The 26,721-nt window shown below is 59.1% G+C and carries 4 protein-coding genes and 1 pseudogene; 4 read left to right on the forward strand and 1 reads right to left on the reverse strand.

Annotated features, from left to right (window positions below; translation table 11 throughout):
- The first annotated feature begins 36 nt into the window (after positions 1 to 36).
- The 4 genes and pseudogenes from siiEA (at position 37) to cueR (ending at position 25,447) form a co-directional block, all read left to right on the forward strand.
- Positions 37 to 21,705: pseudogene (gene siiEA / locus QUF14_RS02790) on the forward strand (BapA-related adhesin SiiEA).
- A gap of 3 nt (positions 21,706 to 21,708) precedes the next feature.
- The gene (locus QUF14_RS02795) at positions 21,709 to 23,871 is read left to right on the forward strand and encodes a type I secretion system permease/ATPase (protein ID WP_000739037.1); all 2,163 of its coding nucleotides are present in this window, start codon (positions 21,709 to 21,711) and stop codon (positions 23,869 to 23,871) included.
- Positions 23,868 to 25,043: an HlyD family type I secretion periplasmic adaptor subunit gene (locus QUF14_RS02800; protein ID WP_001014326.1), complete on the forward strand. Its 1,176-nt coding sequence runs from the start codon at positions 23,868 to 23,870 to the stop codon at positions 25,041 to 25,043. The genes QUF14_RS02795 and QUF14_RS02800 overlap by 4 nt, the downstream gene beginning before the upstream one ends.
- Positions 25,040 to 25,447 carry a Cu(I)-responsive transcriptional regulator gene (gene cueR / locus QUF14_RS02805; RefSeq protein ID WP_001026747.1) on the forward strand — a complete coding sequence of 136 codons (408 nt, stop codon included), beginning with the start codon at positions 25,040 to 25,042 and terminating at the stop codon, positions 25,445 to 25,447. Before QUF14_RS02800 ends, cueR begins: the two co-directional genes overlap by 4 nt.
- Here the strand turns inward: cueR and QUF14_RS02810 are convergent, their stop codons facing one another.
- The gene (locus QUF14_RS02810) at positions 25,448 to 26,671 is read right to left on the reverse strand and encodes a hypothetical protein (RefSeq protein ID WP_000898668.1); all 1,224 of its coding nucleotides are present in this window, start codon (positions 26,669 to 26,671) and stop codon (positions 25,448 to 25,450) included.
- Positions 26,672 to 26,721: the final 50 nt, after the last annotated feature.

Here is a 26,721-nt window from a genome sequence, read left to right on the forward strand (position 1 = left end):
CGCTAAGGATGTGCGCCATTTATCAGGAATGCCATTATGAGCCTGATTATTGATGTTATTTCGCGAAAAACATCCGTCAAACAAACGCTGATTAATCCTGGCGACGTTACGGTTGTCATTTATGAGCCCTCTGTAGTGCAGGTTCATGCTCAGGCATCTGCCGTTGCGCGTTATGTCCGTGACGGAAATGACCTGTTGATCTATATGCAAGACGGCACGGTGATCCGCTGCAACGGTTATTTCCTGCAAGCGGCAAATACCAGCGAACAATCTCAACTGGTGTTTGCCGATGGTCAACAGCTGACTCATGTCACCTTTGCCGATACCGCGGCGGGTGGATTAGCGCCCGTGGAGCTGACCGCTCAGACTACCGCAATTGAAAGCATTGCGCCGTATCTTGATACCGTCGCTCAGACCAGTGCCTTCCCGTGGGGATGGTTAGCGGGTGCCGCGGTAGGTGGTGGCGCGCTTGGCGCTTTACTGGCAAGCGGTGGTGATGATGACTCAAAAACTGAAGTGGTTAACAACCCACCGCCAGCCGAACCCGGCAATGCCACGCCATCGTTTTTGGTAACCGATAATCAGGGCGATCAACGCGGTATTCTTTCCGCCAACGATATCACCGATGACACCACGCCAACCTTTAGCGGCAGCGGTCAGGCGGGGGCGACCATTCAGATCAAAGACAGTAACGGCAATACTATCGCCAGCACTCAGGTAGACAGCAACGGGCGCTGGAGCGTCGATTTACCCACACAAAGCGCGGGCGAACATACCTGGTCAGTGGTGCAAATCGTCGGCAGCACCATTACCAACGCTGGGTCGATAACGTTAACCATCGACAATAGTCAGGCTGTCGTACAGGTTGCCACCACCGCAGGCGATAACATCATTAACGCCAGCGAACAGGCCGCCGGGTTTACGCTTTCTGGCACGACGAGCAACCTGGCGCAGGGAACCGAACTCACCGTCACGCTAAATGGTAAAACCTACACCACCAGCGTAGGCGCTAACGGCGCGTGGAGCGTGCAGGTGCCGACCGCCGACGCGCAAGCGTTAGGCGAAGGGAATCAGGCGGTGCTGGTCAGTGGGAAAGATGCCACGGGCAATACGGTCACCGGAGCGCAGCTGCTAACGGTCGATACCCAGCCGCCAACACTTGCTATCAACACCATCGCTCAGGACAACATTGTCAGCGCCTCAGAACATAACGCCGCGCTGGTAGTGAGCGGCACTTCGAACGCAGAAGCCGGGCAAACCGTAACACTGAACGTTAACGGGAAAAGCCATTCAGCAACCGTCGGTAGCGACGGAACCTGGCAAGTGACGCTGCCTGCCACGGAGGTCCAGGCACTGGCGGAGGGGAACTACGCTGTCAATGCCAGTGTCAGCGATCGGGCAGGGAACACCACCAGCAACAGCGCGAATTTCACGGTAGACACCTCAGCACCCGTGGTCAGCGTTAACACCGTGGCGGGCGACGATATTCTTAACACCGCTGAACAGATTGTGGCACAGATTATTTCCGGGCGGGTCAGTGGGGCTTCCCCTGGCGACACGGTCACCGTCAAGTTAGGCGCCACAGTTCTGTCCGGCGTGGTGCAGGCAGACGGTAGCTGGAATGTGGCGCTTGATCCGGCGGTAACTCGCACTTTAGCGCGTGGCCCTAACGATATTATCGTCACGGTGACCGATGCCGCCGGAAATACCGGTACAGCGACTCATAACATCACCCTGGCGGGCGTCGCGCCGCAAGTCGCGATAGATGCGATCAGCGGAGATAACGTACTGAATGCGTTGGAGTCTCAGCAGCCGCTAACGTTAAGCGGCACCAGCAATTTGCCCGATGGCGGTACAGTTAGCGTGACGTTGAATAATGTCACGTATAGCGCTCAGGTCAGCGGCGGCGTCTGGTCGCTGAGCGTTCCGGTGAGTGATGTTGTTAATCTTGCGAACACCAATTACACCGTCACTGCCAGCGCCACCGATGTGACCGGCAACACTGGCACCGCGCAGAGCAATTTGCTGGTCGATACGGTGCTGCCGCAGGTGATCATCAACACCTTTGCGGGCGACAACATTGTCAACAACGCCGAAGCGGGAGCAGATCAAACCCTGAGTGGCGTCGTCGTGGGCGCCGCGCAGGGCGATACGGTCACTATTGAACTGGGCGGCAATACTTACACGGCGACGGTGGGCAGCAATCTCACCTGGAGCGTGAACGTTCCGGCGGCAGATTTACAGGCGCTGGACGATGGCGCGTTAACCATTAACGCCTCGGTTACCAACGTGCATGGCAACACAGGCAGCAGTGCGCTTGATATCACCATCAGTGCCGGGCTGCCGGGGCTGCGCATTGACACCATCGCGGGCGATGATGTGATCAATGCCGTTGAGCAGCAGCAAAACCTGATTATTACCGGTAGCAGTACTAATTTGCCCGCCGGAAGAGTGGTCACTGTTTTGCTCGGCGGCAACACCTACCAGGGGGTGACCGACAGCAACGGCAACTGGCAGGTAGGCGTGCCTGCGGCAGATCTACAGGCACTGACGCCAGGTACGATAGTGGTTAATGCCAGCGCAACGGACCCCGCCGGGAACCCGGTTACTATCGATCGCAACGTGGAGGTTAATCCGGGCACGGTGCTTATCACCATCAATTCCGTCTCCGGCGATGACATTATTAATGCCGCAGAAAAAGGCGCGCCATTGACGCTGACCGGCACCACGCAGCTGGTGGAAACCGGGCAAACAGTGGTAGTGAAATTCGCCGGGCAGACCTTTACCACTACCGTTCAGGCAGGTGGCGGCTGGAGCCTGACCGTTCCCGCCAGCGCGGTGAGTAGCCTGGCAGACGGTGCGGCGGAAATCACTGCGACCGTCACTAATATCAGCGGTAACACAGGCGACACCTCCCGCACCATTACCGTCGACAGCCAGGCCCCGGCCTTAAGCATCGACTCGCTGACGGCTGATAACATCATCAACGCCGCCGAAAGCGGGCAGGATCTGCAAATCACGGGCACCACTGACGCTCAGCCGGGGCAGACGGTGACCGTCACGCTTAATGGGCAGACCTATCAGGGGCTCGTGCAGTCAGATGGCACCTGGAGCGTGACCGTTCCCGCCGCCAACGTTGACGCACTGGCTGACGGCAACGCCACGGTGACCGCCAGCGTTAACGATGTCGCGGGTAACCTGACCAGCGTCTCACGGGTGGCGCTGGTCGATGCCACGCCGCCGGTGGTGACCATTAATCCGGTGGCAACCGATAACGTCATTAACACGCCGGAACATACCCAGGCGCAAATCATCAGCGGCACGGTCACCGGCGCGCAGGCGGGCGATATTGTCACCGTTACGCTGAATGATGTGGATTACACCACGGTGGTGGATGCTTCCGGCAACTGGAGTCTGGGCGTTCCGGCCTCCGTTGTCAGCGGACTGGTGGACGGCAGTTATCCGATCAACGTTTCAGTGACTGATCGCGCCGGAAATACGGGTAGCCAGTCACTGACCGTCACGGTTGATACCGCCGCGCCGGTGATTGGCATTAACACTATCGCGGGCGATGATGTGATCAACGCCAGCGAAAAAGGAGCCGATCTCCAGATCACCGGCACCAGCGATCAGCCTGTTAATACCACCATCACCGTGACGCTGAACGGGCAAAATTACACCACTACAACCGACACCTCCGGCAACTGGAGCGTCACCGTTCCGGCATCGGCGGTAACCGCACTGGGCCAGGCCAACTATACGGTAACGGCGGCGGTGACGAGTAATATCGGCAACAGCAACACCGCCAGCCATAACGTGCTGGTAGACAGCGCGCTGCCCGGCGTGACCATTAACCCGGTGGCAACCGACGATATTATTAACGCCGCCGAAGCGGGTGCTGCGCAAACCATCAGCGGGCAGGTGACTGGAGCCGCCGTTGGCGACACGGTAACCGTTACGCTGGGCGGTAATACTTACAGCACCACCGTGCAGGCCGGTTTAAGCTGGAGCGTGAGCGTTCCGGCGGCAGATATTCAGGCGCTGGGTAATGGCGATTTAACGGTGAGCGCCTCGGTCACCAATCAAAACGGCAACACCGGCAGCGGCACGCGGGATATCACCATTGACGCCAATCTGCCCGGTCTGCGGGTCGATACAGTAGCGGGCGATGATGTGGTCAATATCATCGAACACGGGCAGGCGCTGGTGGTCACCGGCAGCAGCTCGGGGCTGGCTGAAGGCACGCCGCTTACCGTTACGATTAACAATGTGGAATACACCACTGCGGTGCAGGCCGATGGTGGCTGGAGCGTGGGCGTCACGGCGGCGCAGGTTAGCGCCTGGCCTGCGGGAACAGTGACAGTTACCGTGTCCGGGGAAAGTAGCGCCGGAAATCCGATAAGCATTACGCATCCGGTAACGGTCGATCTCACGCCGGCGGCGATCACCATCAACACCATCGCCACGGACGACGTGATTAACGCCGCAGAAAAAGGCGCTAATTTAACTCTTTCCGGCACCACCACTAATGTAGAGCCAGGACAAACCGTCACCGTCAACTTTGGCGGGAAAAATTACACCGCCAGCGTGGCGAGCGATGGTAGCTGGACTGCCACCGTTCCTGCCGCCGATCTGGCAGCATTACCTGAGGGCAGCGCCTCCGCGCAGGCCAGCGTCAGCAATATCAATGGCAATAGCGCCTCGGCGGTGCATAACTACAGCGTCGATAGCAGCGCGCCAACCATCATTATCAATACCGTCGCCAGCGACAATATCGTTAACGCCAGCGAAGCCGATACGGGCGTGACGGTGAGCGGCAGCACCACCGCTGAAGCGGGGCAGATTGTTACGGTAACGCTCAATAGCCCAACTGTGCAGACCTATCAGGCAACGGTACAGGCCGACGGCAGCTGGAGTATTACTATTCCGGCGGCAGATCTTGCCGCTCTGACCGATGGCAGCCATACCCTGACGGCGACGGTCAATGACAAAGCGGGCAACCCGGCGAGCACCACGCATAATCTGGCGGTGGATCTCACCGTTCCGGTACTGACCATTAACACCATTGCGGGCGATGATATTATTAACGCCGCCGAACACGGGCAGGCGCTGGTGATTTCCGGTTCCAGCACTGGCGGGGAGGCGGGCGATGTCGTCACCGTCACGCTAAACAATAAAACCTACACTACCACGCTGGACGCCTCCGGAAACTGGAGCGTCGGCGTTCCGGCTGAGGATGTCTCTGCGCTGGGCAGCGGCCCGCAAACCGTGACGGCGACCGTTACCGATGTGGCTGGCAACAGCGACAACGAGACGCACACGGTCACCGTTAACCTTACCGCGCCGACCATTGGCATCAACCCCATTGCCAGCGATGACGTGATTAATGCCACGGAAAAAGGCGCGGATCTGCAAATCTCCGGCACCAGCAATCAGCCATCAGGCACCACAATTACGGTGACGCTGAACGGGCAAAATTACTCCGCCACGACGGACGCCGCAGGCAACTGGAGCACCACGGTGCCAGCCTCTGCCGTCGGTGCGCTGGGCGAAGCCAGTTACACGGTGACGGCGAACGTCACCGACAGCGCGGGCAACAGCAATTCCGCCAGCCATAACGTGCAGGTGAATACCGCGCTGCCGGGTGTCACCATTAATCCGGTGGCGACCGACGATATTATTAACGCGGCGGAATCGGGCGTGGCGCAGACCATCAGCGGCCAGGTGACGGGCGCGGCGGCGGGCGATACCGTCACCGTAACGCTTGGCGGGAAAACCTACACCGCTACTGTGCAGGGCAATTTAAGCTGGAGCGTGGACGTTCCGGCGGCGGATATTCAGGCTATTGGTAATGGCGACCTGACGGTTAATGCCTCGGTAACCAACGGCGTTGGTAATACCGGCAGCGGTGCGCGCGATATTGTGATAGATGCCAATCTGCCAGGTCTGCGCGTTGATACCGTGGCGGGCGATGATGTGGTTAACAGCATCGAGCACGGTCAGGCACTGGTGATAACCGGTAGCAGCAGCGGGCTGGCGGCGGGCGCGGCGCTGACGGTGGTGATCAATAACGTCACCTATGGCGCGACAGTATTAGCCGATGGCACATGGAGCGTTGGCGTTCCGGCGGCAGACGTGGGCAACTGGCCTGCGGGGACGGTGGATATCACGGTAAGCGGCACTAACACTGCCGGAACAACCTCCACCATCACCCATCCGGTCACCGTCGATCTGGCGGCGGTGGCGATCTCCATTAACACCGTTTCCGGCGATGATGTGATTAACGCCGCCGAAAAAGGGGCAGATTTAACCCTTTCCGGCAGCACTTCCGGCGTGGAAGCGGGGCAAACCGTCACCGTCACCTTTGGCGGCAAAACCTATATCGCTACCGTAGCGGGCGATGGTAGCTGGACAACTACGCTACCCACCGCCGATCTCAGCGCGTTACGTGACGGCGACGCCACGGTACAGGCCAGTGTCAGCAATATTAACGGCAACACGGCTTCGGCAACCCACGCCTATAGCGTCGATGCCACGGCCCCGACGCTTGCCATTAACACCATCGCCACCGACGATATTCTTAACGCCGCTGAGGCGGGAAATCCGTTAACCATCAGCGGCACCAGCACCGCCGAAGCGGGGCAAACGGTAACCGTCACGCTTAATGGTGTGGCTTACATCGGCACCGTTCAGGCGGGCGGTAGCTGGAGCGTCAGCGTGCCGACAACAGATCTCAGCAATCTGACCGCCAGCCCGTACACGGTCAGCGCCTCGGTAAGCGACAAAGCGGGTAACCCGGCGACCGCCACTCACGGCCTGGCGGTGGATCTCACCGTGCCAGTTTTAACCATTAACACCGTCTCCGGCGATGACATCATTAACGCCGCCGAACACGGACAGGCGCTGGTGATCTCCGGTTCCAGCACTGGCGGCGAAGCGGGCGATGTCATCACCATCACGTTAAACAGTAAAACCTACACTACCACGCTGGACGCCTCCGGCAACTGGAGCGTCGGCGTTCCGGCAGCAGACGTCACTGCGCTGGGCAGCGGCCCGCAAACCATCACTGCGGCCATTACCGATGCGGCAGGCAACAGCGATGATGCCAGCCGCACGGTCACCGTAAATCTCACCGCGCCAACCATTGGCATCAACACTATCGCCAGCGATGACGTGATTAACGCCACAGAAAAAGGCGCGGATCTGCAAATTACTGGCACCAGTAATCAGCCCGCAGGCACCACCATTACAGTGACGCTGAACGGACAAAATTACACCGCTACCACCGATAGCAGTGGCAACTGGAGCGCCACGGTGCCAGCGTCAGCGGTTAGCGCGTTGGGTGAAGCTAACTACACAGTAACCGCGAACGTCACTGATACGGCAGGCAACAGTAATTCCGCCAGCCATAATGTGCTGGTCAACAGCGCCTTGCCTGCCGTCACCATTAACGCAGTGGCGACTGACGATATTATTAACGCCGCTGAATCTGGTAACGCCCAGACCATCAGCGGCCAGGTCACGGGTGCAGCGGCGGGCAGTACCGTAACCGTTGAACTGGGCGGTAAAACTTACACCGCCACCGTCCAGGCCAACTTAAGCTGGAGTGTGGACGTTCCGGCGGCGGATATTCAGGCGCTGGGTAACGGTTCTCTGACAGTTAACGCCTCGGTCACCAATGGCGTTGGCAACACGGGCAGCGGCTCGCGGGATATCACGATCGACGCCAATCTGCCTGGTTTGCGGGTCGATACCGTAGCGGGCGATGATGTTATTAACAGCATTGAGCACAATCAGGCGCTGGTGATAACAGGTAGCAGCACCGGGCTGACGGCAGGAACGGCATTAACGGTCGTGATTAACAACGTCACTTACGCTGCCACGGTGTTAGCTGACGGTACATGGAACCTCGGCGTTCCGGCGGCAGACGTCAGCAACTGGCCTGCGGGTACGGTGGATATCACGGTAAGCGGCACCAACAGCGCCGGAACAACCTCCACCATTACCCATCCGGTTACCGTCGATCTGGCGGCGGTCGCCATAACCATTAACACTCTCTCCGGCGATGATGTGATCAATGCCGTCGAAAAAGGCGAAACGCTGGTGGTGAGCGGCAGTACCAGCGGTGTAGAAGCCGGGCAGACGGTGACCGTCACCTTTGGCGGCAAAAATTACACCACCACTGTGGAAGCCAACGGTAGCTGGACGGTGAATGTGCCGCCTGCCGATCTCGCTGCGTTGCCGGACGGCGCGGGCAACGTGCAGGCGAGCGTCAGCAACATTAACGGCAACAGCGCCCAGGCCGATCGCGCGTACAGCGTCGATGCCACCGCGCCGCTTGTGACCATCAACACCATCGCCAGCGACGATATTCTCAACGTGAGTGAAGCGGGCGCGGGGATAACCATCAGCGGCACCACCACGGGCAGGCCGGGCAGACGCTGATTGTCACGCTCAATAACAACACGTACCAGACCACTGTTCTCGCGGATGGCACATGGAGCGTGAACGTTCCGGCAGCGGATTTAAGCGGATTAACCGCCAGCAGTTACACCGTGACCGCCACGGTGAGCGACAAAGCGGGTAACCCGGCAAGCGCCGACCACGCGCTGGCGGTGGATGTCACCGCGCCGGATCTCACCATTAATACCGTCGCGGGCGATGACATTATCAACGCCATCGAACATGGTCAGGCGCTGGTGGTGAGCGGCACCAGTACGGGCGCGGCGGCGGGCGATGTGGTGACCGTCACGCTGAACGGTAAAAACTACACCACCACGCTGGACGCGTCCGGTAACTGGAGCGTCGGCATTCCGGCAGCGGATGTCACGGCGCTGGCAACCGGTAGCCAGACCATCACCGCCAGCCTGAGCGATCGCGCGGGCAACAGCGACAGCACGACTCACGATGTGACCGTTGATCTCAGTGGCCCGACGCTGACCATTAACACTGTCTCCGGTGATGACATTATTAATAATGCGGAGAAAACCCAGGATCTGATCATCAGCGGCGTCTCCAGCGGCCTGGCGGCAGGCACTACGGTCACCGTGATGTTGAACGGCCTGGCGTACAGCGCCACCACCGACGGCTCCGGCAACTGGAGCGTTACCGTGCCGGCTTCGGCGGTCGGCGCGCTGGGCGAGGCGGTGTACCAGATTAGCGCCAGCGCCACCGACAGCGCGGGTAACAGCGGTAGTACTACCCATACGGTGAATGTCGAATCGCTCCTGCCAGGGGTAATCATTAATACTGTGGCGGGTGATGACATTATCAACGCCGCTGAAATCGCCGTTAACCAGACCCTCAGCGGACAGGTTACGGGGACGGCAGCAGCAGGAGATTCGGTCACTGTCACGCTCGGCGGTAATCAATACATTGCCACCGTGCAGCCAGATTTAAGCTGGAGCGTCAGCGTGCCTGCGGCAGATTTGCAGGCGCTGGGTAACGGTGAACTGACCATCAGCGCCTCGGTGACCAATTCCGCAAATAATACCGGCACCGCGACGCACGATATTGTGATAGATGCCAACTTGCCAGGTCTGCGGGTTGATACCGTGGCAGGCGATGATGTGATTAACAGCATTGAGCACACTCAGGCACTGGTGGTCACCGGCAGTAGTACCGGACTGGCGGCGGGCGCGGCGTTGACGGTAGTCATCAACAACGTCACCTACGGCGCAACGGTACTCGCCGATGGCACCTGGAGCGTCGGCGTTCCGGCAGCGGACGTGGCTAACTGGCCTGCGGGGACGGTCAATATTGCCGTCTCTGGCACCAATACCGCAGGAACCACAACCAGCATTACTCATCCGGTCACCGTCGATCTTGCGGCCGTGGCGATTACCATCAACACCCTTTCCACTGACGATGTGATAAACGCCGCCGAGAAAGGCACTGATTTGCAGCTTTCCGGCACCACCTCAGATGTGGAAGCGGGGCAGACTATTACCGTTATTTTCGGTGGCAAAAGCTACACCACCACGGTTGCCGCGGATAATACCTGGGGGCTGACGATCCCAGCAGCCGATCTCGCAACCTTGCCGGATGGCGCAGCAAACATCCAGGCCAGCGTCAGCAACGTCGCGGGTAACAACGCCCAGGCAACGCATGTTTATAGCGTCGATGCCACCGCGCCCTCCGTCACCATCAACACAATCGCCAGCGACGATATTCTTAATGCCGACGAAGCGGGATCGGCGCTGACCATCAGCGGCACCAGCACGGCGGAAGCCGGGCAGACGGTGACCGTGACGCTAAACGGTGTTAATTACAGCGGCAACGTGCAGGCAGACGGGAGCTGGAACGTCAGCGTACCAACTGGCGATTTAGCCAACCTCACTGCCAGCTCGTATACCGTCAACGCCTCGGTAAGCGACAAAGCCGGAAATCCGGCCTCGGCAACGCATAACCTGACGGTAGACCTTGCCGCTCCGGTCGTCACCATTAACACGGTAGCGGGCGATGACGTGATTAACGCCACGGAACATGCTCAGGCGCAGATTATCAGCGGCTCGGCAACGGGCGCGACGACGGGTAACACGGTTTCCGTGATGATTGGCACGACCACCTACACCACCGTGCTGGACGCCAACGGCAACTGGAGCATCGGTGTGCCTGCCAGCGTGATTTCCGCGCTGGCCCAGGGCGATGTGACCATTACCGCCACGGTTACCGACTCCGCAGGCAACAGCGGCACGGCCTCGCACACTGTCAGCGTGGCGCTCGGTGCACCGATACTCGCCATTAACACCATCGCCGTCGATGACATCATCAACGCCACGGAGAAAGGCGCGGATCTGTCGATTTCCGGCACCAGCAACCAGCCTGCGGGCACGCAGGTAACTGTTACGCTCAACGGGCAAAATTACACCACCACTGCCGATGCTTCCGGGAACTGGAGCGTGACCGTTCCGGCGTCTGCGGTTGGTACGCTCGGTGAAGCGTCTTATACGGTGACTGCCGCCGCAACCGATGTTGATGGCAATAGCGGTTCCGCCAGCCATAACGTGCAGGTTAATACCGCGCTACCGGGCGTCACCATTAACGTTGTGGCAACGGACGATATTATTAACGCCGCCGAAGCGGGGGCAACTCAAACTATCAGCGGGCAGGTTACGAGGGCCGCGGCGGGCGATACGGTGACCGTGACGCTCGGTGGGGCGACTTACACCGCTACGGTACAGGCAGACTTAAGCTGGAGTGTCGATGTTCCGGCTTCGGCGTTACAGGCGTTGGGCAACGGAGAGCTGACCATTTCGGCTTCGGTAACGAACAGCGTAGGCAATACCGGTAACGGCACGCGCGAAATCACCATAGACGCGAATCTCCCCGGTCTGCGGGTCGATACCGTGGCGGGCGATGATGTGGTCAACATTATCGAGCACGGTCAGGCGCTGGTGATTACCGGCAGCAGCTCTGGGCTGGCGGTGGGCAGCAATGTCACGCTGACCATTAACGGGCAAACCTATGTTGCGGCAGTGCTGGCGGATGGCACCTGGAGCGTCGGCGTTCCGGCGGTGGATGTCAGCGCCTGGCCTGCGGGGGCGGTGACGATTACGGCGAGCGGCAGCACTACTGCCGGAAACCCGGTCAGCGTCACCCATCCGGTGACTGTCGATCTCTCGGCGGTGGCGGTCAGCATCAACGCCATTACCGCCGATGATGTGATTAACGCCGCTGAGAAAGGCGCGGCGTTAACGCTCTCCGGCAGCACTTCCGGCGTCGAAGCCGGACAAACGGTCACCGTGACCTTTGGCGGCAAAACCTACACGGCAAGCGTCGCGGCGAATGGTTCCTGGAGCACCACGGTTCCGGCGGCAGATATGGCGGCCCTGCGTGATGGCGATGCCAGCGCACAGGCCAGCGTCAGCAACGTTAACGGCAACAGTGCCACCACTACCCACGCTTACAGCGTCGATGCCACCGCGCCAACGGTGACCATTAACACCATTGCGGGCGACGATATTCTTAACGCCGCCGAAGCGGGTGCGGCGCTGACCATCACTGGCAGCAGCACGGCGGAAGCCGGGCAGACGGTGACCGTCACGCTCAATGGCGCAAACTATACTGGCACGGTACAAACGGACGGCAGCTGGAGTATCAGCGTACCGCCAGCCGACTTAAGCGCCCTGACCGCCAGCAACTACACCGTCAGCGCGGCGGTGAGCGACAAGGCCGGAAACCCGACCTCGGTTAACCACAACCTGACGGTGGATACTTCCGTTCCGGTCGTCACCATCAACACTGTCGCGGGTGATGATGTGATCAACGCGACGGAACACGCCCAGGCGCAGATTATCAGCGGCTCCGCCACTGGTGCGGCAACCGGTAGCACCGTGACGGTGACTATCGGCTCAAATACCTTCACCACCGTGTTGGATGCCAGCGGCAACTGGAGCGTCGGTGTCCCGGCAAGCGTTGTTTCGGCACTGACAAACGGCACGGTGACCATTAACGCCAGCGTCACTGACGCCGCCGGAAACAGCGGCAGCGCCACCCATCAGGTGACGGTCAATACCGGGCTGCCGACCATTACCTTTAACGCCATCAGCAGCGATAACGTCCTGAACGCCGATGAAAAAGGCCAGCCGTTGACCATTAGCGGTAGCAGTACGGGGCTGGCGACAGGCGCACAGGTTACCGTCACGCTCAACGGTCACAATTACAGCGCCACCACCGACGCAGCAGGCAACTGGACCTTAACCGTGCCTGTCAGCGATCTGGCGGCATTAGGCCAGGCTAACTATACCGTCAGCGCCAGCGCCACCAGTACGGCAGGCAACACCGCCAGCAGCCAGGCGAATTTACTGGTCGACAGCGGCCTGCCGGGCGTCACCATCAACCCCGTGGCAGGCGACGATATTATCAACGCCGCCGAAGCAGGTGCCGCTCAAACCATCAGCGGGGTGGTGACCCGCGCCGCCGCTGGCGATACGGTTACTGTGACGCTGGGCGGCAACACTTACACCACCACGGTACAGGGCAACTTAAGCTGGAGCGTCACCGTTCCGGCAGCCGATCTCCAGGCGCTGGGCAATGGCGATCTGACCATTACCGCCTCAGTCACCAACGCGAATGGCAACACTGGCAGCGGTACGCGGGATATCACCATTGACGCCAACCTGCCAGGTCTGCGCGTGGATACCGTCGCGGGCGATGATATCGTCAACAGCATCGAGCATGGTCAGGCACTGGTGATCACTGGTGGCAGTAGTGGCCTGAATGCAGGTGCTGTGCTGACGGTTACCATCAACAGTGTGGCTTATTCTGCCACGGTACAGGCAGACGGGAGCTGGAGTGTCGGCATTCCGGCGGCAAACGTCAGCGCCTGGCCTGCGGGGCCGTTAACCGTTGACGTGACAGGCCAGAGCAGCGCCGGAAACCCGGTCAGCGTCAGCCATCCGTTCACCGTCGATTTAACGGCGGTGGCAATCAGCATCAACACCGTTGCCAGCGATGACGTAATTAACGCCGCCGAAAAAGGCACCGACCTGACCCTTTCTGGCAGCACCAGCGGAATTGAAAGTGGGCAAACCGTTACCGTCACTTTTGGCGGCAAAACCTACACCGCCAGCGTCGCCGCCAACGGTAGCTGGAGCGTGAACGTTCCAGCGGCAGATCTGGCAACCTTGCCAGACGGCGCGGCGACCGTGCAGGCCAGTGTCAGCAGTGCGAGCGGCAACAACGCGTCGGCAACTCATGCGTATAGCGTCGATGCCAGCGCACCGACGCTTACCATAAACACCATCGCCAGCGATGACATCCTTAACGCCACGGAGGCGGGAAACCCGCTCACCATCAGCGGCACCAGCACCGCCGAAACCGGGCAGACGGTCACCGTCACCCTTAACGGCGCAACTTACACCGGTAATGTACAGGCGGACGGCAGCTGGAGCGTCAGCGTTCCCACTTCAGCCCTGGTCGCGCTCACCGCAAGCAATTACACCGTCAGCGCCACGGTCAACGACAAAGCGGGCAACCCCGGCAGCGCCAGCCATAATCTGGCGATAGACACCACCGCGCCGGTTCTCACCATTAACACCGTGGCGGGCGATGACATCCTTAACGACGCCGAACACGCCCAGGCGCTGGTGATCTCCGGTACCAGTACAGGCGGGGAAGCGGGCGATGTGGTGAGCGTTGTGCTCAATGGCAAAACGTATACCACGACGCTGGATGCCTCCGGTAACTGGAGCGTTGGCGTTCCAGCAGCGGATGTTGCGGCACTCAGTAGAGGCGCACAGACCATCACCGCCAGCGTCAGCGATCGGGCGGGCAACAGCGACGACGCCAGCCGAACCGTCACCGTTAACCTCACCGCGCCAGCGATTAGCATCAACACCATCGCGGGCGATGACGTGATCAACGCGACGGAAAAAGGATCGAATCTGGCGCTTTCCGGCACCAGCGATCAGCCTGCGGGCACGGCGATCACCGTCACGCTGAATGGACAAAACTACAGCGCCACCACCGATGCCTCCGGCAACTGGAGCGTCACTGTGCCTGCCTCGGCGGTCAGTGCGCTGGGCGAAGCGACATATAGCGTCACGGCGAGCGTCACCAACGCCCAGGGCAACAGCAGCACCGCCAGCCATAACGTGCAGGTCAATACCGCGCTGCCGGGCGTCACCATTAATCCGGTGGCGACGGACGATATTATCAATGCCGCCGAAGCAGGCAGTGCGCAAACTATCAGCGGCCAGGTAACCGGTGCGGCGGCGGGCAGCACCGTCACCGTTGAACTGGGTGGTAAAACTTACACCGCCACCGTCCAGGCTGATTTAAGCTGGAATGTAAGCGTACCAGCCGCTGACTGGCAGGCGTTAGGTAACGGTGAATTAACCGTTAATGCCTCGGTGACCAACGCCGTTGGCAACACCGGCAGCGGCATGCGTGATATCACCATCGATGCCAGTCTGCCCGGTCTGCGGGTGGATACCGTCGCAGGAGATGATGTGGTCAATATCATCGAACACGCTCAGGCGCAGGTGATTACCGGGAGCAGCTCCGGCTTTACGGCAGGCACGGCGCTGACCGTGGTGATAAATAACCAAACTTATGCCGCCACGGTGTTGGCGAACGGCACCTGGAGCGTCGGCGTTCCGGCGGCGGATGTCAGTAACTGGCCTGCGGGAATGCTGAATATTACCGTTAGCGGCGCGAACAGTGCCGGAACGCAAACCAGCATTACCCATCCGGTGAGCGTTGATCTCACTACCGTCGCCATCAGCATTAACGCTATTACCCCTGATGATGTGATTAACGCCGCCGAAAAAGGCGCGGCGCTAACGCTTTCCGGCAGCACGTCCGGCGTCGAAGCGGGGCAAACCGTTACTATTACCTTTGGCGGCAAAACCTACACCACCACGGTGGCGGCAAACGGTAGCTGGAGCACCACCGTTCCGGCAGCGGATATGGCGGCTCTTCGTGACGGCGATGCCAGCGCCCAGGTACGGGTGACTAACGTCAACGGCAACAGCGCCACGGCAACGCATGAATACAGCATCGATAGCGCTGCGCCAACGGTGACCATCAACACCATTGCCAGCGATAACATCATCAACGCCAGCGAAGCGGCGGCGGGCGTCACGGTGTCCGGCACCAGCACCGCGGAAACAGGGCAAACGCTCACCGTCACGCTAAACGGCACTAACTACCAGACCACGGTGCAGGCAGACGGCAGCTGGAGCTTAACGCTGCCTGCCAGTGACTTAACCGCACTTGCTAATAACGGCTACACCCTGACCGCCACGGTCAGCGATCTGGCGGGTAACCCTGGCAGCGCCAGCAAAGGCGTCACCGTCGATACCACCGCGCCCGTCATCAGCTTCAACACCGTGGCAGGCGATGACGTGATTAACAACGTCGAACACTCTCAGGCGCAGATTATCAGCGGCACCGCCACGGGCGCGGTGGCGGGTGACCGCCTGGTGGTGACCATCGCCGGGCTGCAGTATGTCACCAGCACCGATGCCAGCGGCAACTGGAGCGTTGGCGTGCCAGCCAGCGTGGTTTCCGGCCTTGCAGACGGCACGGTGACCATCAGCGCCACCATCACCGACAGCGCAGGCAACAGCAGCACGCAGACGCACAACGTGCAGGTCAATACGGCGGTGGTGTCGCTCTCAGTCAGCACCATCAGTGGCGATAATATTATTAACGCCGCCGAAGCAGGCAGTGCGCTGACCCTGAGCGGCACTGGCACTAATTTCGCGACAGGCACGGTGGTGACCGTGTTGCTTAATGGCAAGGGCTACAGCGCCACCATTCAGAACAACGGGAGCTGGAGCGTGAATGTGTCGGCGGCAGACGTCGCGGCACTTGCGGATGGCACCAGCTACACGGTTAGCGCCTCCGCCCAGGACAGCGCAGGAAACAGCGCCACGGCCTCGCGCAGCGTGGCGGTGGATCTCACCGCACCGGTTATCAACATTAATACCGTTTCGACGGATGACCGACTCAACGCCGCCGAACAGCAGCAGCCGTTAACCCTTAACGGCTCGACCAGCGCGGAAGTGGGGCAGACGGTCACTGTCACCTTTGGCGGCAAAACCTATACCGCCACGGTTGCCGCCAATGGCACCTGGGCGCTGAACGTGCCTGCGGCGGATCTGGCAGCACTCGGGCAAGGCGCGCAGACCATTACCGCCAGCGTGAACGATCGCGCCGGTAACCCCGGTCAAACCACGCACGCCCTGACTGTTGACACCGTTGCGCCGACGGTCACCATCGCCACCGTTGCGGGTGACGATATTATCAACAACGCCGAACAGCTTGCCGGGCAGACTATCAGCGGCACCACCACCGCCGAAGTAGGTCAGACTGTCACCGTCACCTTTAACGGACAGACCTGGACCGCAACGGTCGGCAGTGGCGGAAGCTGGTCGGTATTTATTCCGGCGCAGCAGTTTGCCGGATTAAGCGACGGCAGCTACACCATCAGCGCGACGGTCAGCGATCAGGCTGGAAACCCCGGTAGCGCCAGCCGTGGCGTGACGTTGAATGGCGACGTGCCCACCGTCACCATCAACACCTTTGCGGGCGATGATGTAGTGAACGCGGCGGAACACGGCGCGTCTTTGGTTATCAGCGGCACCACGACCGCACCGGTCGGGCAGACGCTAACCCTGACCTTAAATGGCAAAACCTACACCACCACGGTACAGACCGGCGGTAGCTGGAGCTACACCCTCGGCAGCGCCGATGTCACCGCGCTGGCGGACGGCAATGCCTATGTGATTAACGCTTCGGTGAGCAATTGCCATTGGCAACATCGGTAGCAGCAATCACACCATTACCGTCGATCTCAGCGCCCCGGCGATGGGCATTAATATTGATTCCCTGCAAGCCGACACTGGCCTTAGCGCCAGCGACTTTATCACCAGCGTCAGCCCGGTGGTGGTCAACGGCTCACTCACCGCCGCGCTTGCCAGTAACGAGACGGCGCAAATCAGTATCGACGGCGGTATAACCTGGAGCACGCTTACCGTTACTGGCACGACCTGGCGCTATAACGACAGCCGCACGCTGACCGATGGTAACTATCTCTATCAGGTGCGGGTTATTGATGCGGCGGGCAACGTCGGGGCGACTGATAGCCAGAATGTGGTGATCGACACTACTGCGCCAGATCCCGCGGTGAAAACCATCGCCATTAGCGCGATCACCACCGATACAGGTCTGATTACTAATGATTTTGTCACCAGCGACACGACGCTTGCGGTGAGTGGTACGCTCGGCGCGGCGCTCTCTGCTGGTGAGTTCGCGCAAATCAGTATCGATGGCGGCACCACCTGGCAGAATCTGGCGGTAAATGGATTAACCTGGACTTATCTTGACGGGCGCACGCTGACCGACGGTAACTACAACTATCAGGTACGGGTGATCGACACCGCCGGAAATATCGGCGCGACCGCCAGCCAGATAGTCACCGTGGATACCACCGCGCCGCTGGCGAGCAAAACCATCGTCATTGCGGGCATCAGCGATGACACCGGGTTAAGCAGCAGCGATTTTGTGACCCGTGACACTACGCTGACCGTGCGCGGGACGCTCGGCGCGGCGCTGGCGGCAGATGAACGGGCGCAAATCAGCCTTGATGGTGGCGTTACCTGGGCTACGTTAACCGTTATCGGCACCAGCTGGAGCTATGCCGATGGTCGCACACTGACCGACGGCACCTGGAACTACACGGTGCGGGTGGTGGATCTGGCGGGGAACGTCGGGCAGACCGCGACGCAAAATGTGGTGGTCGACACCATCATCCCGGAAGCGGCGAAAAGCATCACTATTACCGGTATCAGCGATGACACCGGAGCCAGCAGCAGCGATTTTATTACCAGCGACACCACGCTTACCGTGCGCGGCGTGCTGGGCGCGGCGCTCGGCGCTAATGAGTTCGCGCAAATCAGTACCGACAACGGCTCAACCTGGGTGAACGTGACCGTTGCCGCAGACGGTCTGAACTGGACATATGTGGACGGGCGTACGCTGACCAACGGCACCACCACCTGGCAGGTGCGGGTGGTTGATTTAGCGGGCAACGTTGGCGCAACCGGCAGCCAGTCGGCGCAGATTGACACCGTTAACCCGGCGCAGGTGCTCACCATCGCCAGCATCAGCACCGATACGGGGAGTTCGGCCACCGACTTTATCACCAGCGATACCACGCTCACGCTGACCGGTTCGCTGGGGGCGGGGCTTGCCAGCGGCGAAGTGGCGCAGATTAGCCTCGATGGCGGCGCGACCTGGACCACGCTCACCACCAACGGTACGCAGTGGACTTACACTGACAGCCGCACGCTGACCGACGGCAGCTATGTTTATCAGGTACGGGTGCTGGATCTGGCGGGAAATACAGGCCCGGTGGTATCGAAAACGGTGGTGGTCGATACGATTAACCCCACCGCCACGCCGACCATTGTGTCGTATACCGATGATGTCGGGCAGCGGCAGGGGACGTTTAGCAATTCGCAGGCCACCGACGACACCACGCCGCTGCTGAACGGTGTGCTCTCCGGCCCGCTGGCCAGCGGTGAAGTCGTTTACCTCTACCGTAACGGTCTGCTGTTAGGTGCGGTAACGATGGTCGGCGCGCTGAACTGGACTTACAGCGACAGTGGTCTGGTCAGCGGTGCCTATACCTACAGCGCACGAGTGGTGGATTTGGCAGGGAATATCACCTCCTCCAGCGATTTTGTTCTGACGGTCGATACCTCAATTCCGACGACGCTGGCGCAAATCACCAATCAAACCACGCGCGATACCACGCCGATTATCAGCGGCGTACTCACCGCGGCACTCGCCAGCGGACAGTATGTTGAAGTGGTGATCAACGGCAAAACTTACACTTCGCAGCCAGGCGGTGCGGTGGTGGTCGATCCGGCGCACAACACCTGGTATGTGCAACTGCCGGATACCGACGCGCTGGCGGCGTCTGCGACCGCCTATAACGTCACCGCGCAGGTGAAAAGCTCGGCGGGTAACGGTAACACCGCTAACGTCAGCACTGGCACGGTAACGGTTAACGCAGCGATTGATTACACACCGACCTGGACCACCGCCAGCAAATCCACCGCATGGGGGCTGACCTACGGCCTCGACACACACGGGATGTGGACAGTGCTGGCCAACCAGCAAATTATGCAATCCACCGATCCGCTCACCTGGTCGAAAACCGCCCTGACGCTGGTGCAAAGTGGCAACAACTATGCCACCAGCTCCATCGCCGATTACAACCGTAACGGTACGGGCGATCTGTTTATTACCCGTGATGACTACGGCACGGGTTATATCAACGGCTTTACTAATAACGGCGATGGTACGTTTTCCAGCGCCATCCAGGTGAACGTTGGCACCCTGACGTGGTATGGCTCGATTGTGGCGTTTGATAAAGAGGGCGACGGTTATCTTGATTTCTGGATTGGCGACGCCGGGGGGCCGGACTCCAACACTTTCCTGTGGAACAACGCCGGCACCCTGACAGGCAACTCGACCACTGCTAATAACGGGGGGAGTGCTACGGTCGGTGGGGCGGTGACAGGTTATCTGTCACTCAACGAAGGTTCCGGTGTCGATCTTAATAATGACGGCAGGATTGACCTGGTTCAGCACACTTTCAACCTGAACAACAACTTCACCCTCTCATCGTTGATAAGTCAGGGCAATGGCACCTTCGTCTGGGGACAAAACACCGTCAATACTTTCCTCAGTAGTCCCGGCTCGGGGGGGAACTCGACATCCGTTTCCATGACATGGGCCGATTTCGATGGTGACGGCGATATGGACCTCTTCCTGCCCGCCAGCCAGGGAAGAGCTAACTACGGCTCGCTGTTATTCAACACCAACGGCGTGCTGGGTAGCCCGGTGGCGGTCGGCGCGACGGCAACCACCTATGCCAGTCAATTCAGTCAGGCCGTCGACTGGGATCATGACGGGTTAATGGATATCGCCCGTATCGCCCAGACCGGGCAGTCGTATCTTTATACCAACGTCAGCAACGCCAGCAACTGGACACAGTCGGCACTCGGCGGCAGCCAGAGCGGCACCACCAGCGGCGTGGCGGCAATGGACTACGACTGGGACGGCGCGGTGGATGTGCTGGTAACCAAACAGTCGGGCAGCGTGTTCCTCATCCGTAACACTAACACGGTGAGCTACGGCACCTCGCTGCACCTGCGTATCACCGATCCTAACGGTATTAACGTCTATTACGGCAATACCGTGAAGCTGTACAACTCGGCGGGTGTGCTGGTTGCCACACAAATCATCAACCCGCAGTCGGGAATGGGCGTTAACGACACCTCGGCGCTGGTCAACTTCTACGGACTTAACGCGGGAGAAACCTACAACGCGGTGCTGATCAAATCCACCGGCACTACCGCCAGCAATATCGACCAGACGGTGAATACCAGCTGGGGCGGCTTACAGGCCACCGATGCTACTCACGCTTACGACCTCAGTGCTGAAGCGGGTACGGCGAGCAACAACGGCAAGTTTGTCGGCACTGGCTATAACGACACCTTCTTCGCCACCGCAGGCACCGACACCTACGACGGTTCCGGCGGCTGGGTGTACAGTTCCGGCACAGGAACCTGGCTGGCAAACGGCGGCATGGACGTGGTCGATTTCCGTCTCTCAACGGTGGGCGTCACCGCTAACTTAAGCGTCACCACTGCACAGGCCACCGGTTTTAATACCTCGACATTTACCAATATCGAAGGGATTTCCGGCTCGAATTTTAATGACACTCTGACCGGCAGCAGCGGCGATAACCAACTGGAAGGGCGCGGTGGTAACGACACGCTCAACATCGGCAACGGCGGCCACGATACCTTGCTCTATAAACTGCTTAACGCCAGTGACGCCACCGGGGGCAACGGTTCGGACGTGGTGAATGGCTTTACGGTAGGCACCTGGGAAGGCACCGCCGACACCGATCGCATTGATATTCGTGAACTGTTACAGGGCAGCGGCTACACCGGAAACGGCAAAGCCAGCTATGTCAACGGTGTGGCAACGCTGGATGCCCAGGCCGGAAACATCGGTGATTTTGTCAAAGTCACCCAGAGCGGCAGCGACACCATCGTGCAGATCGACCGTGACGGCACGGGCGGCGGCTTTGCGACAACTAACGTGGTCACGCTGACGGGCGTGCATACCGACCTCGCCACCTTACTGGCGAATCATCAGTTGATGGTGGTGTAGAGAATGAAAAAAAATGCCCAGTCCGTGGAAGCCTGGCTGGAGGCGATGATCGCCGTGGCGCGCTATTACCGCCTCGATTTTTCCCAGGAGAACTTGCGCGCGACCGTCAACTGGGAGCGCGACAGCAAACGGGAAGAGTTACTCACTGATATGGCGCGGCAGTTAGGGATGGGGCTACGACTGGTGGAATTTTCCGCCGACTCGCTTAACCCGTGGCGGCTGCCGCTGATCGCGGTGTTTGATAATCAGCAGGTTGGCGTGATCACCCGCCGCGACAGCCACGACAATATCAGCGTTCAGTTCAGCGGTGACGAAGGGCTGGAAACTACGCTAAACGTCGCGGATGTTGAGGATAAAATCGTTGAACTGGCGCTGCTGCGCCCGCTCAGCGCCATCCCTGACATGCGGGTAGATGACTACATTCGCCCGTATCAGGCGAACTGGTTCTGGAATCTCTCGCTAAAAGACTGGCGGCGTTACGGCGATATTATGCTGGCCTCGCTGGTGGCGAACGTCCTTGCGCTGGCGGCGATGATTTTCTCGATGCAGGTTTACGACCGCGTTGTTCCGGCGCAGTCCTACCCGACGCTATGGGTGCTGTTCGCCGGGGTGATGATGGCGATCCTGTTTGAGTTCTGTATGCGCATGGTGCGCACACACCTTTCCGATGTGATCGGCAAACGGGCGGATCTGCGTATTTCGGATCGCGTGTTTGGTCACGCATTACGGCTGAAAAATAACGTGCGATCGAAATCCACCGGATCGTTTATCTCACAGATCCGCGAACTGGAATCGGTGCGGGAGCTGATCACCTCCACCACCATCGGCGCGGTGGCGGATCTGCCGTTCTTCCTGCTGTTTGTTTTTATTCTGTGGATGATCGGCGGCTGGCTGGTGCTGGTGGTTTTGCTGGCGCTGCCCTTGCTGGTGATCCCCGGTCTGCTGGTACAACGCCCGCTGGCGCGGCTGGCGAACGAAGGGATGCGCGAATCGGCAGTGCGCAACGCTACGCTTGTCGAGGCCGTGCAGTCGATTGAAGACATTAAACTGCTGCGTGCTGAGCAGCGTTTCCAGAATCAGTGGAATCACACCAACGACGTGGCGTCATCTATCAGCATGAAGCAACGTTTTCTCACCGGGCTACTGCTCACCTGGACGCAGGAAGTGCAATCCATCGTCTATGTGGTGGTGCTGTTGGTGGGATGCTTCATGGTGATGAACGGCGACATGACCACCGGCGCGCTGGTGGGGACGACGATTCTGGCTTCGCGCACCATCGCGCCGCTGTCGCAGATATCCGGCGTGCTTTCGCGCTGGCAGCAGGCGAAAGTGGCGCGTAACGGGCTTGATGAACTGATGAAGCGCCCGGTGGATCAGCCGGAGCACGGCAAACTGGTGCATAAAGCGGTACTGCACGGTAATTATCAGTTTAGCAACGCGGTGTTTTATTACGACGAAGAAGAGAAGATTGCCGATGTGGCGATCGGCAAACTCAACATTCAGGCCGGAGAGAAAATCGCCATTCTCGGGCGCAACGGCGCGGGTAAATCAACGCTACTGCAAATGCTCGCCGGAATGCGTATCGCCCAGCAGGGGCAGGTGCTGCTGGATAACATCAGCATCGGGCAGCTTGATCCGGCAGATCTGCGTCGCGACATGGGGCTGCTCAGCCAGACCGGGCGACTGTTCTTCGGTTCGCTGCGGGAAAACCTCACCATGGGGATGCCGGAAGCCAGCGATGAAGATATCGAACGCGCGTTAACCCTCAGCGGGGCGCTGCCCTTTGTGCAGAAGCAGAAAAACGGCCTTAACTACATGATTCAGGAAGGGGGATTTGGTCTTTCTGGCGGCCAGCGGCAAACGCTGCTGCTGGCGCGGCTCCTCATCTCTCAACCCAATATCGTCCTGCTTGATGAACCCAGCGCCTCGCTGGATGAAATGGCGGAAGCGTATTTAATTGAACAACTAAAACAGTGGATTGGGCATCGCACGCTGGTCATCGCTACTCACCGCACGGCAATGCTGCAACTGGTGGACAGGATAATTGTGATGGATCAGGGGCGCATTGTGATGGACGGCGCGAAAGAGACCATTTTGCGTGAACAGGGCGAACCCACGACGCGACGCGTGGTGTTGCAGGAGAAGAATAAGGGGTCTGCCGCATGAACGGACAACTGCAATACAACCGTGGCCTGACTGAACCCCGCCTGCCACGTTCGGCGCTGGCGGTGCGCGTTACCGCTGTGATGCTGCTCTGTTTTCTCGGCTGGGCGTGGTACTTCCAGCTTGATGAAGTCACCACCGGCAGCGGCACGGTAGAACCTTCTGGACGCGAACAGGTGGTGCAGTCTCTGGAAGGCGGGATTTTGTATCATCTCGACGTGAAGGTTGGCGATATTGTCGAACAGGGGCAGCCGCTGGCGCAGCTTAACCGCACCAAAACGGAATCCGACGTCCAGGAAGCGATGTCGCGGCTGTATGCGGCACTGGCAACCTCGGCGCGGCTGCGGGCGGAAGTGAGTAATAAACCGCTGGTCTTCCCTGACGAACTGAATAAATTCCCCGAACTTATCGAGTCGGAAACGGCGTTATATAACACTCGCCGCGACGGGTTGAACAAAGCCACCACCGGGCTGACGCAGGGGATTAGCCTGGTCAACCGCGAACTGGCGATGACCCAGCCGCTGGTGAAACAGGGGGCGGCGAGCAGCGTTGAAGTGCTGCGCCTGCAACGCCAGGCCAATGAACTGGAAAACAAACTTAGCGACGTGCGTACGCAATACTACGTACAGGCGCGCGAAGAGTTAGCGAAAGCCAATGCGGAAGTGGAAACCCAGCGTTCGGTGATCCGCGGGCGGGAAGATTCTCTCACCCGGCTCAACTTTACCGCGCCGGTGCGAGGCATTGTTCAGGACATTGACGTCACCACGGTTGGCGGCGTCATCGCCCCTGGTGGTAAACTTATGACTATCGTGCCGCTGGATGAGCAACTGCTGATCGAGGCAAAAATCTCCCCACGCGATGTGGCATTTATCCATCCGGGGCAAAAATCGCTGGTGAAAATAACCGCTTACGATTACTCCATCTACGGCGGCCTGCCGGGGGAAGTGGCGGTGATTTCACCAGACACCGTGCAGGATGAAGTGCGACGCGATGTTTATTACTATCGGGTGTACATTCGCACTTTCAGCAACCATCTGGAAAATAAACATAAACAGCAGTTTCCGATATTTCCCGGCATGGTGGCGACGGTCGATATCCGCACCGGCAAAAAAAGCGTGCTGGATTATCTGTTGAAACCCTTTAACAAAGCACAGGAGGCGTTGCGCGAACGATGAACATTAGCGATGTAGCAAAAATTACCGGCCTGACCAGCAAAGCCATTCGCTTCTATGAAGAGAAGGGACTGGTGACACCGCCGATGCGCAGCGAAAATGGTTATCGAACCTACACGCAGCAGCATCTCAACGAACTGACCTTACTGCGCCAGGCGCGCCAGGTGGGCTTTAACCTGGAAGAGAGCGGCGAACTGGTGAATCTGTTTAACGATCCGCAGCGTCACAGTGCCGACGTCAAACGTCGTACGCTGGAGAAGGTAGCGGAGATCGAACGGCACATTGAGGAGCTGCAATCCATGCGCGACCAGCTACTGGCGCTGGCGAATGCCTGCCCCGGTGATGACAGCGCCGACTGCCCAATTATCGAAAATCTCTCCGGCTGCTGTCATCATCGGGCGGGGTGATTAAGGCTTGCGAAAATAGTCGTCCATTATTTTCGTCAACTCCGGACGTTCGCCGTCATCATTGATGGCAAAATCCAGAAAAAAAGCATCTGCTTGCGGCGTTCGGTTTTGCGCCATCAACCGGAAGGTGAGAGGGCGATAAATGGCGTATGCCGGATGGCTGATAACGAATCGAGCAAAGTCAACAAAAAGCGGCGAGTATGTGGAAAACAGTGCCTGCAAAATAACATCAGCCTTTTCATCCCCCTCCAAACCTTGTTGGATCATGCGCTTAATACGAGCTTCGCTCAAATTCCCGGCCTCAACAATTTGCCAGGCTTGATCCAGTGAAGGGTACCGACTGACGCTCTGCTGCAACTCTTCTGACCAGGTTTCGGATGGGCTGATGTGCTTATCAGGGCCGAAACTCTCCCATGCGCCGGGCGGTAATGTTTTCCACTCAGTGAGTTTGGGAACCTGGCACAGTAGCTCTGTTTTGTGCAGACATTCTCCGCCCGGAAATACCAGGGTTTGTTGCTCATCATTAAAACGGGTTGCCGTGCTGAGTACCAGTGTTTTGAGCGGTCGCCCTTCCAGCGCGGCGGCTGTTGCTTTATGGTGTCCGTCGAGCAGAACGCAGAGATAGGAATCAGGGCGATACCAGGCCAGAGCGCGGGCGTCCGGTTTATCGCGATAAAACGTCGCACGCTCAGGATTAAAATGTGATGGCGGCTGGCCGGGTAGAAGAAAACAGGGGGCGGTGTCACTGAAATAGCAATATTCAGGATCCCAGACGGCAACGGTCGCCGGATTACTGGCGCTATGGTCCGTTGCCGCCCAAAAGAAATGCCCGTTGCCATCCGTCGGGTAAAGTTCACGATCTTCGAGCAGATAATAGCCATCAGCCATGCATGAGAACAGCGGTGTCAGCGCGGCAAAAGCGTCCGTCATGCCAGACCACGGGCGATTCCAGTTTTCGAGAGCAGACAAAAACCGGGCGGCTCCCTGTTCATCATCCGCAAAACCGCTGTAGACAAATTCCGCACAGGTGGGGCAGCCAGTCTCGGACCAGAAACGTATTAACGGGACATCCTGCCAGCAGAGCGAACGGATAAGCCCATAAGGGTGCGGATCGTAACTCACACATTGACGCAGAAATCCTTTACCTGACTTCACCGAAAAAATGACGCCCGCAGCGGTATTTTTCAGCAGACGTACTTCAGGTTTTCGAAAGGGAAAAAGCATGGCCACTCCTTAGCCGAAAATTCAATTAACCCCCATGTCGAGGGCCACAT

The organism is Escherichia sp. HH091_1A (genome assembly GCF_030295175.1).
GTDB classification, from domain to species: Bacteria; Pseudomonadota; Gammaproteobacteria; order Enterobacterales; family Enterobacteriaceae; genus Escherichia; species Escherichia coli_F.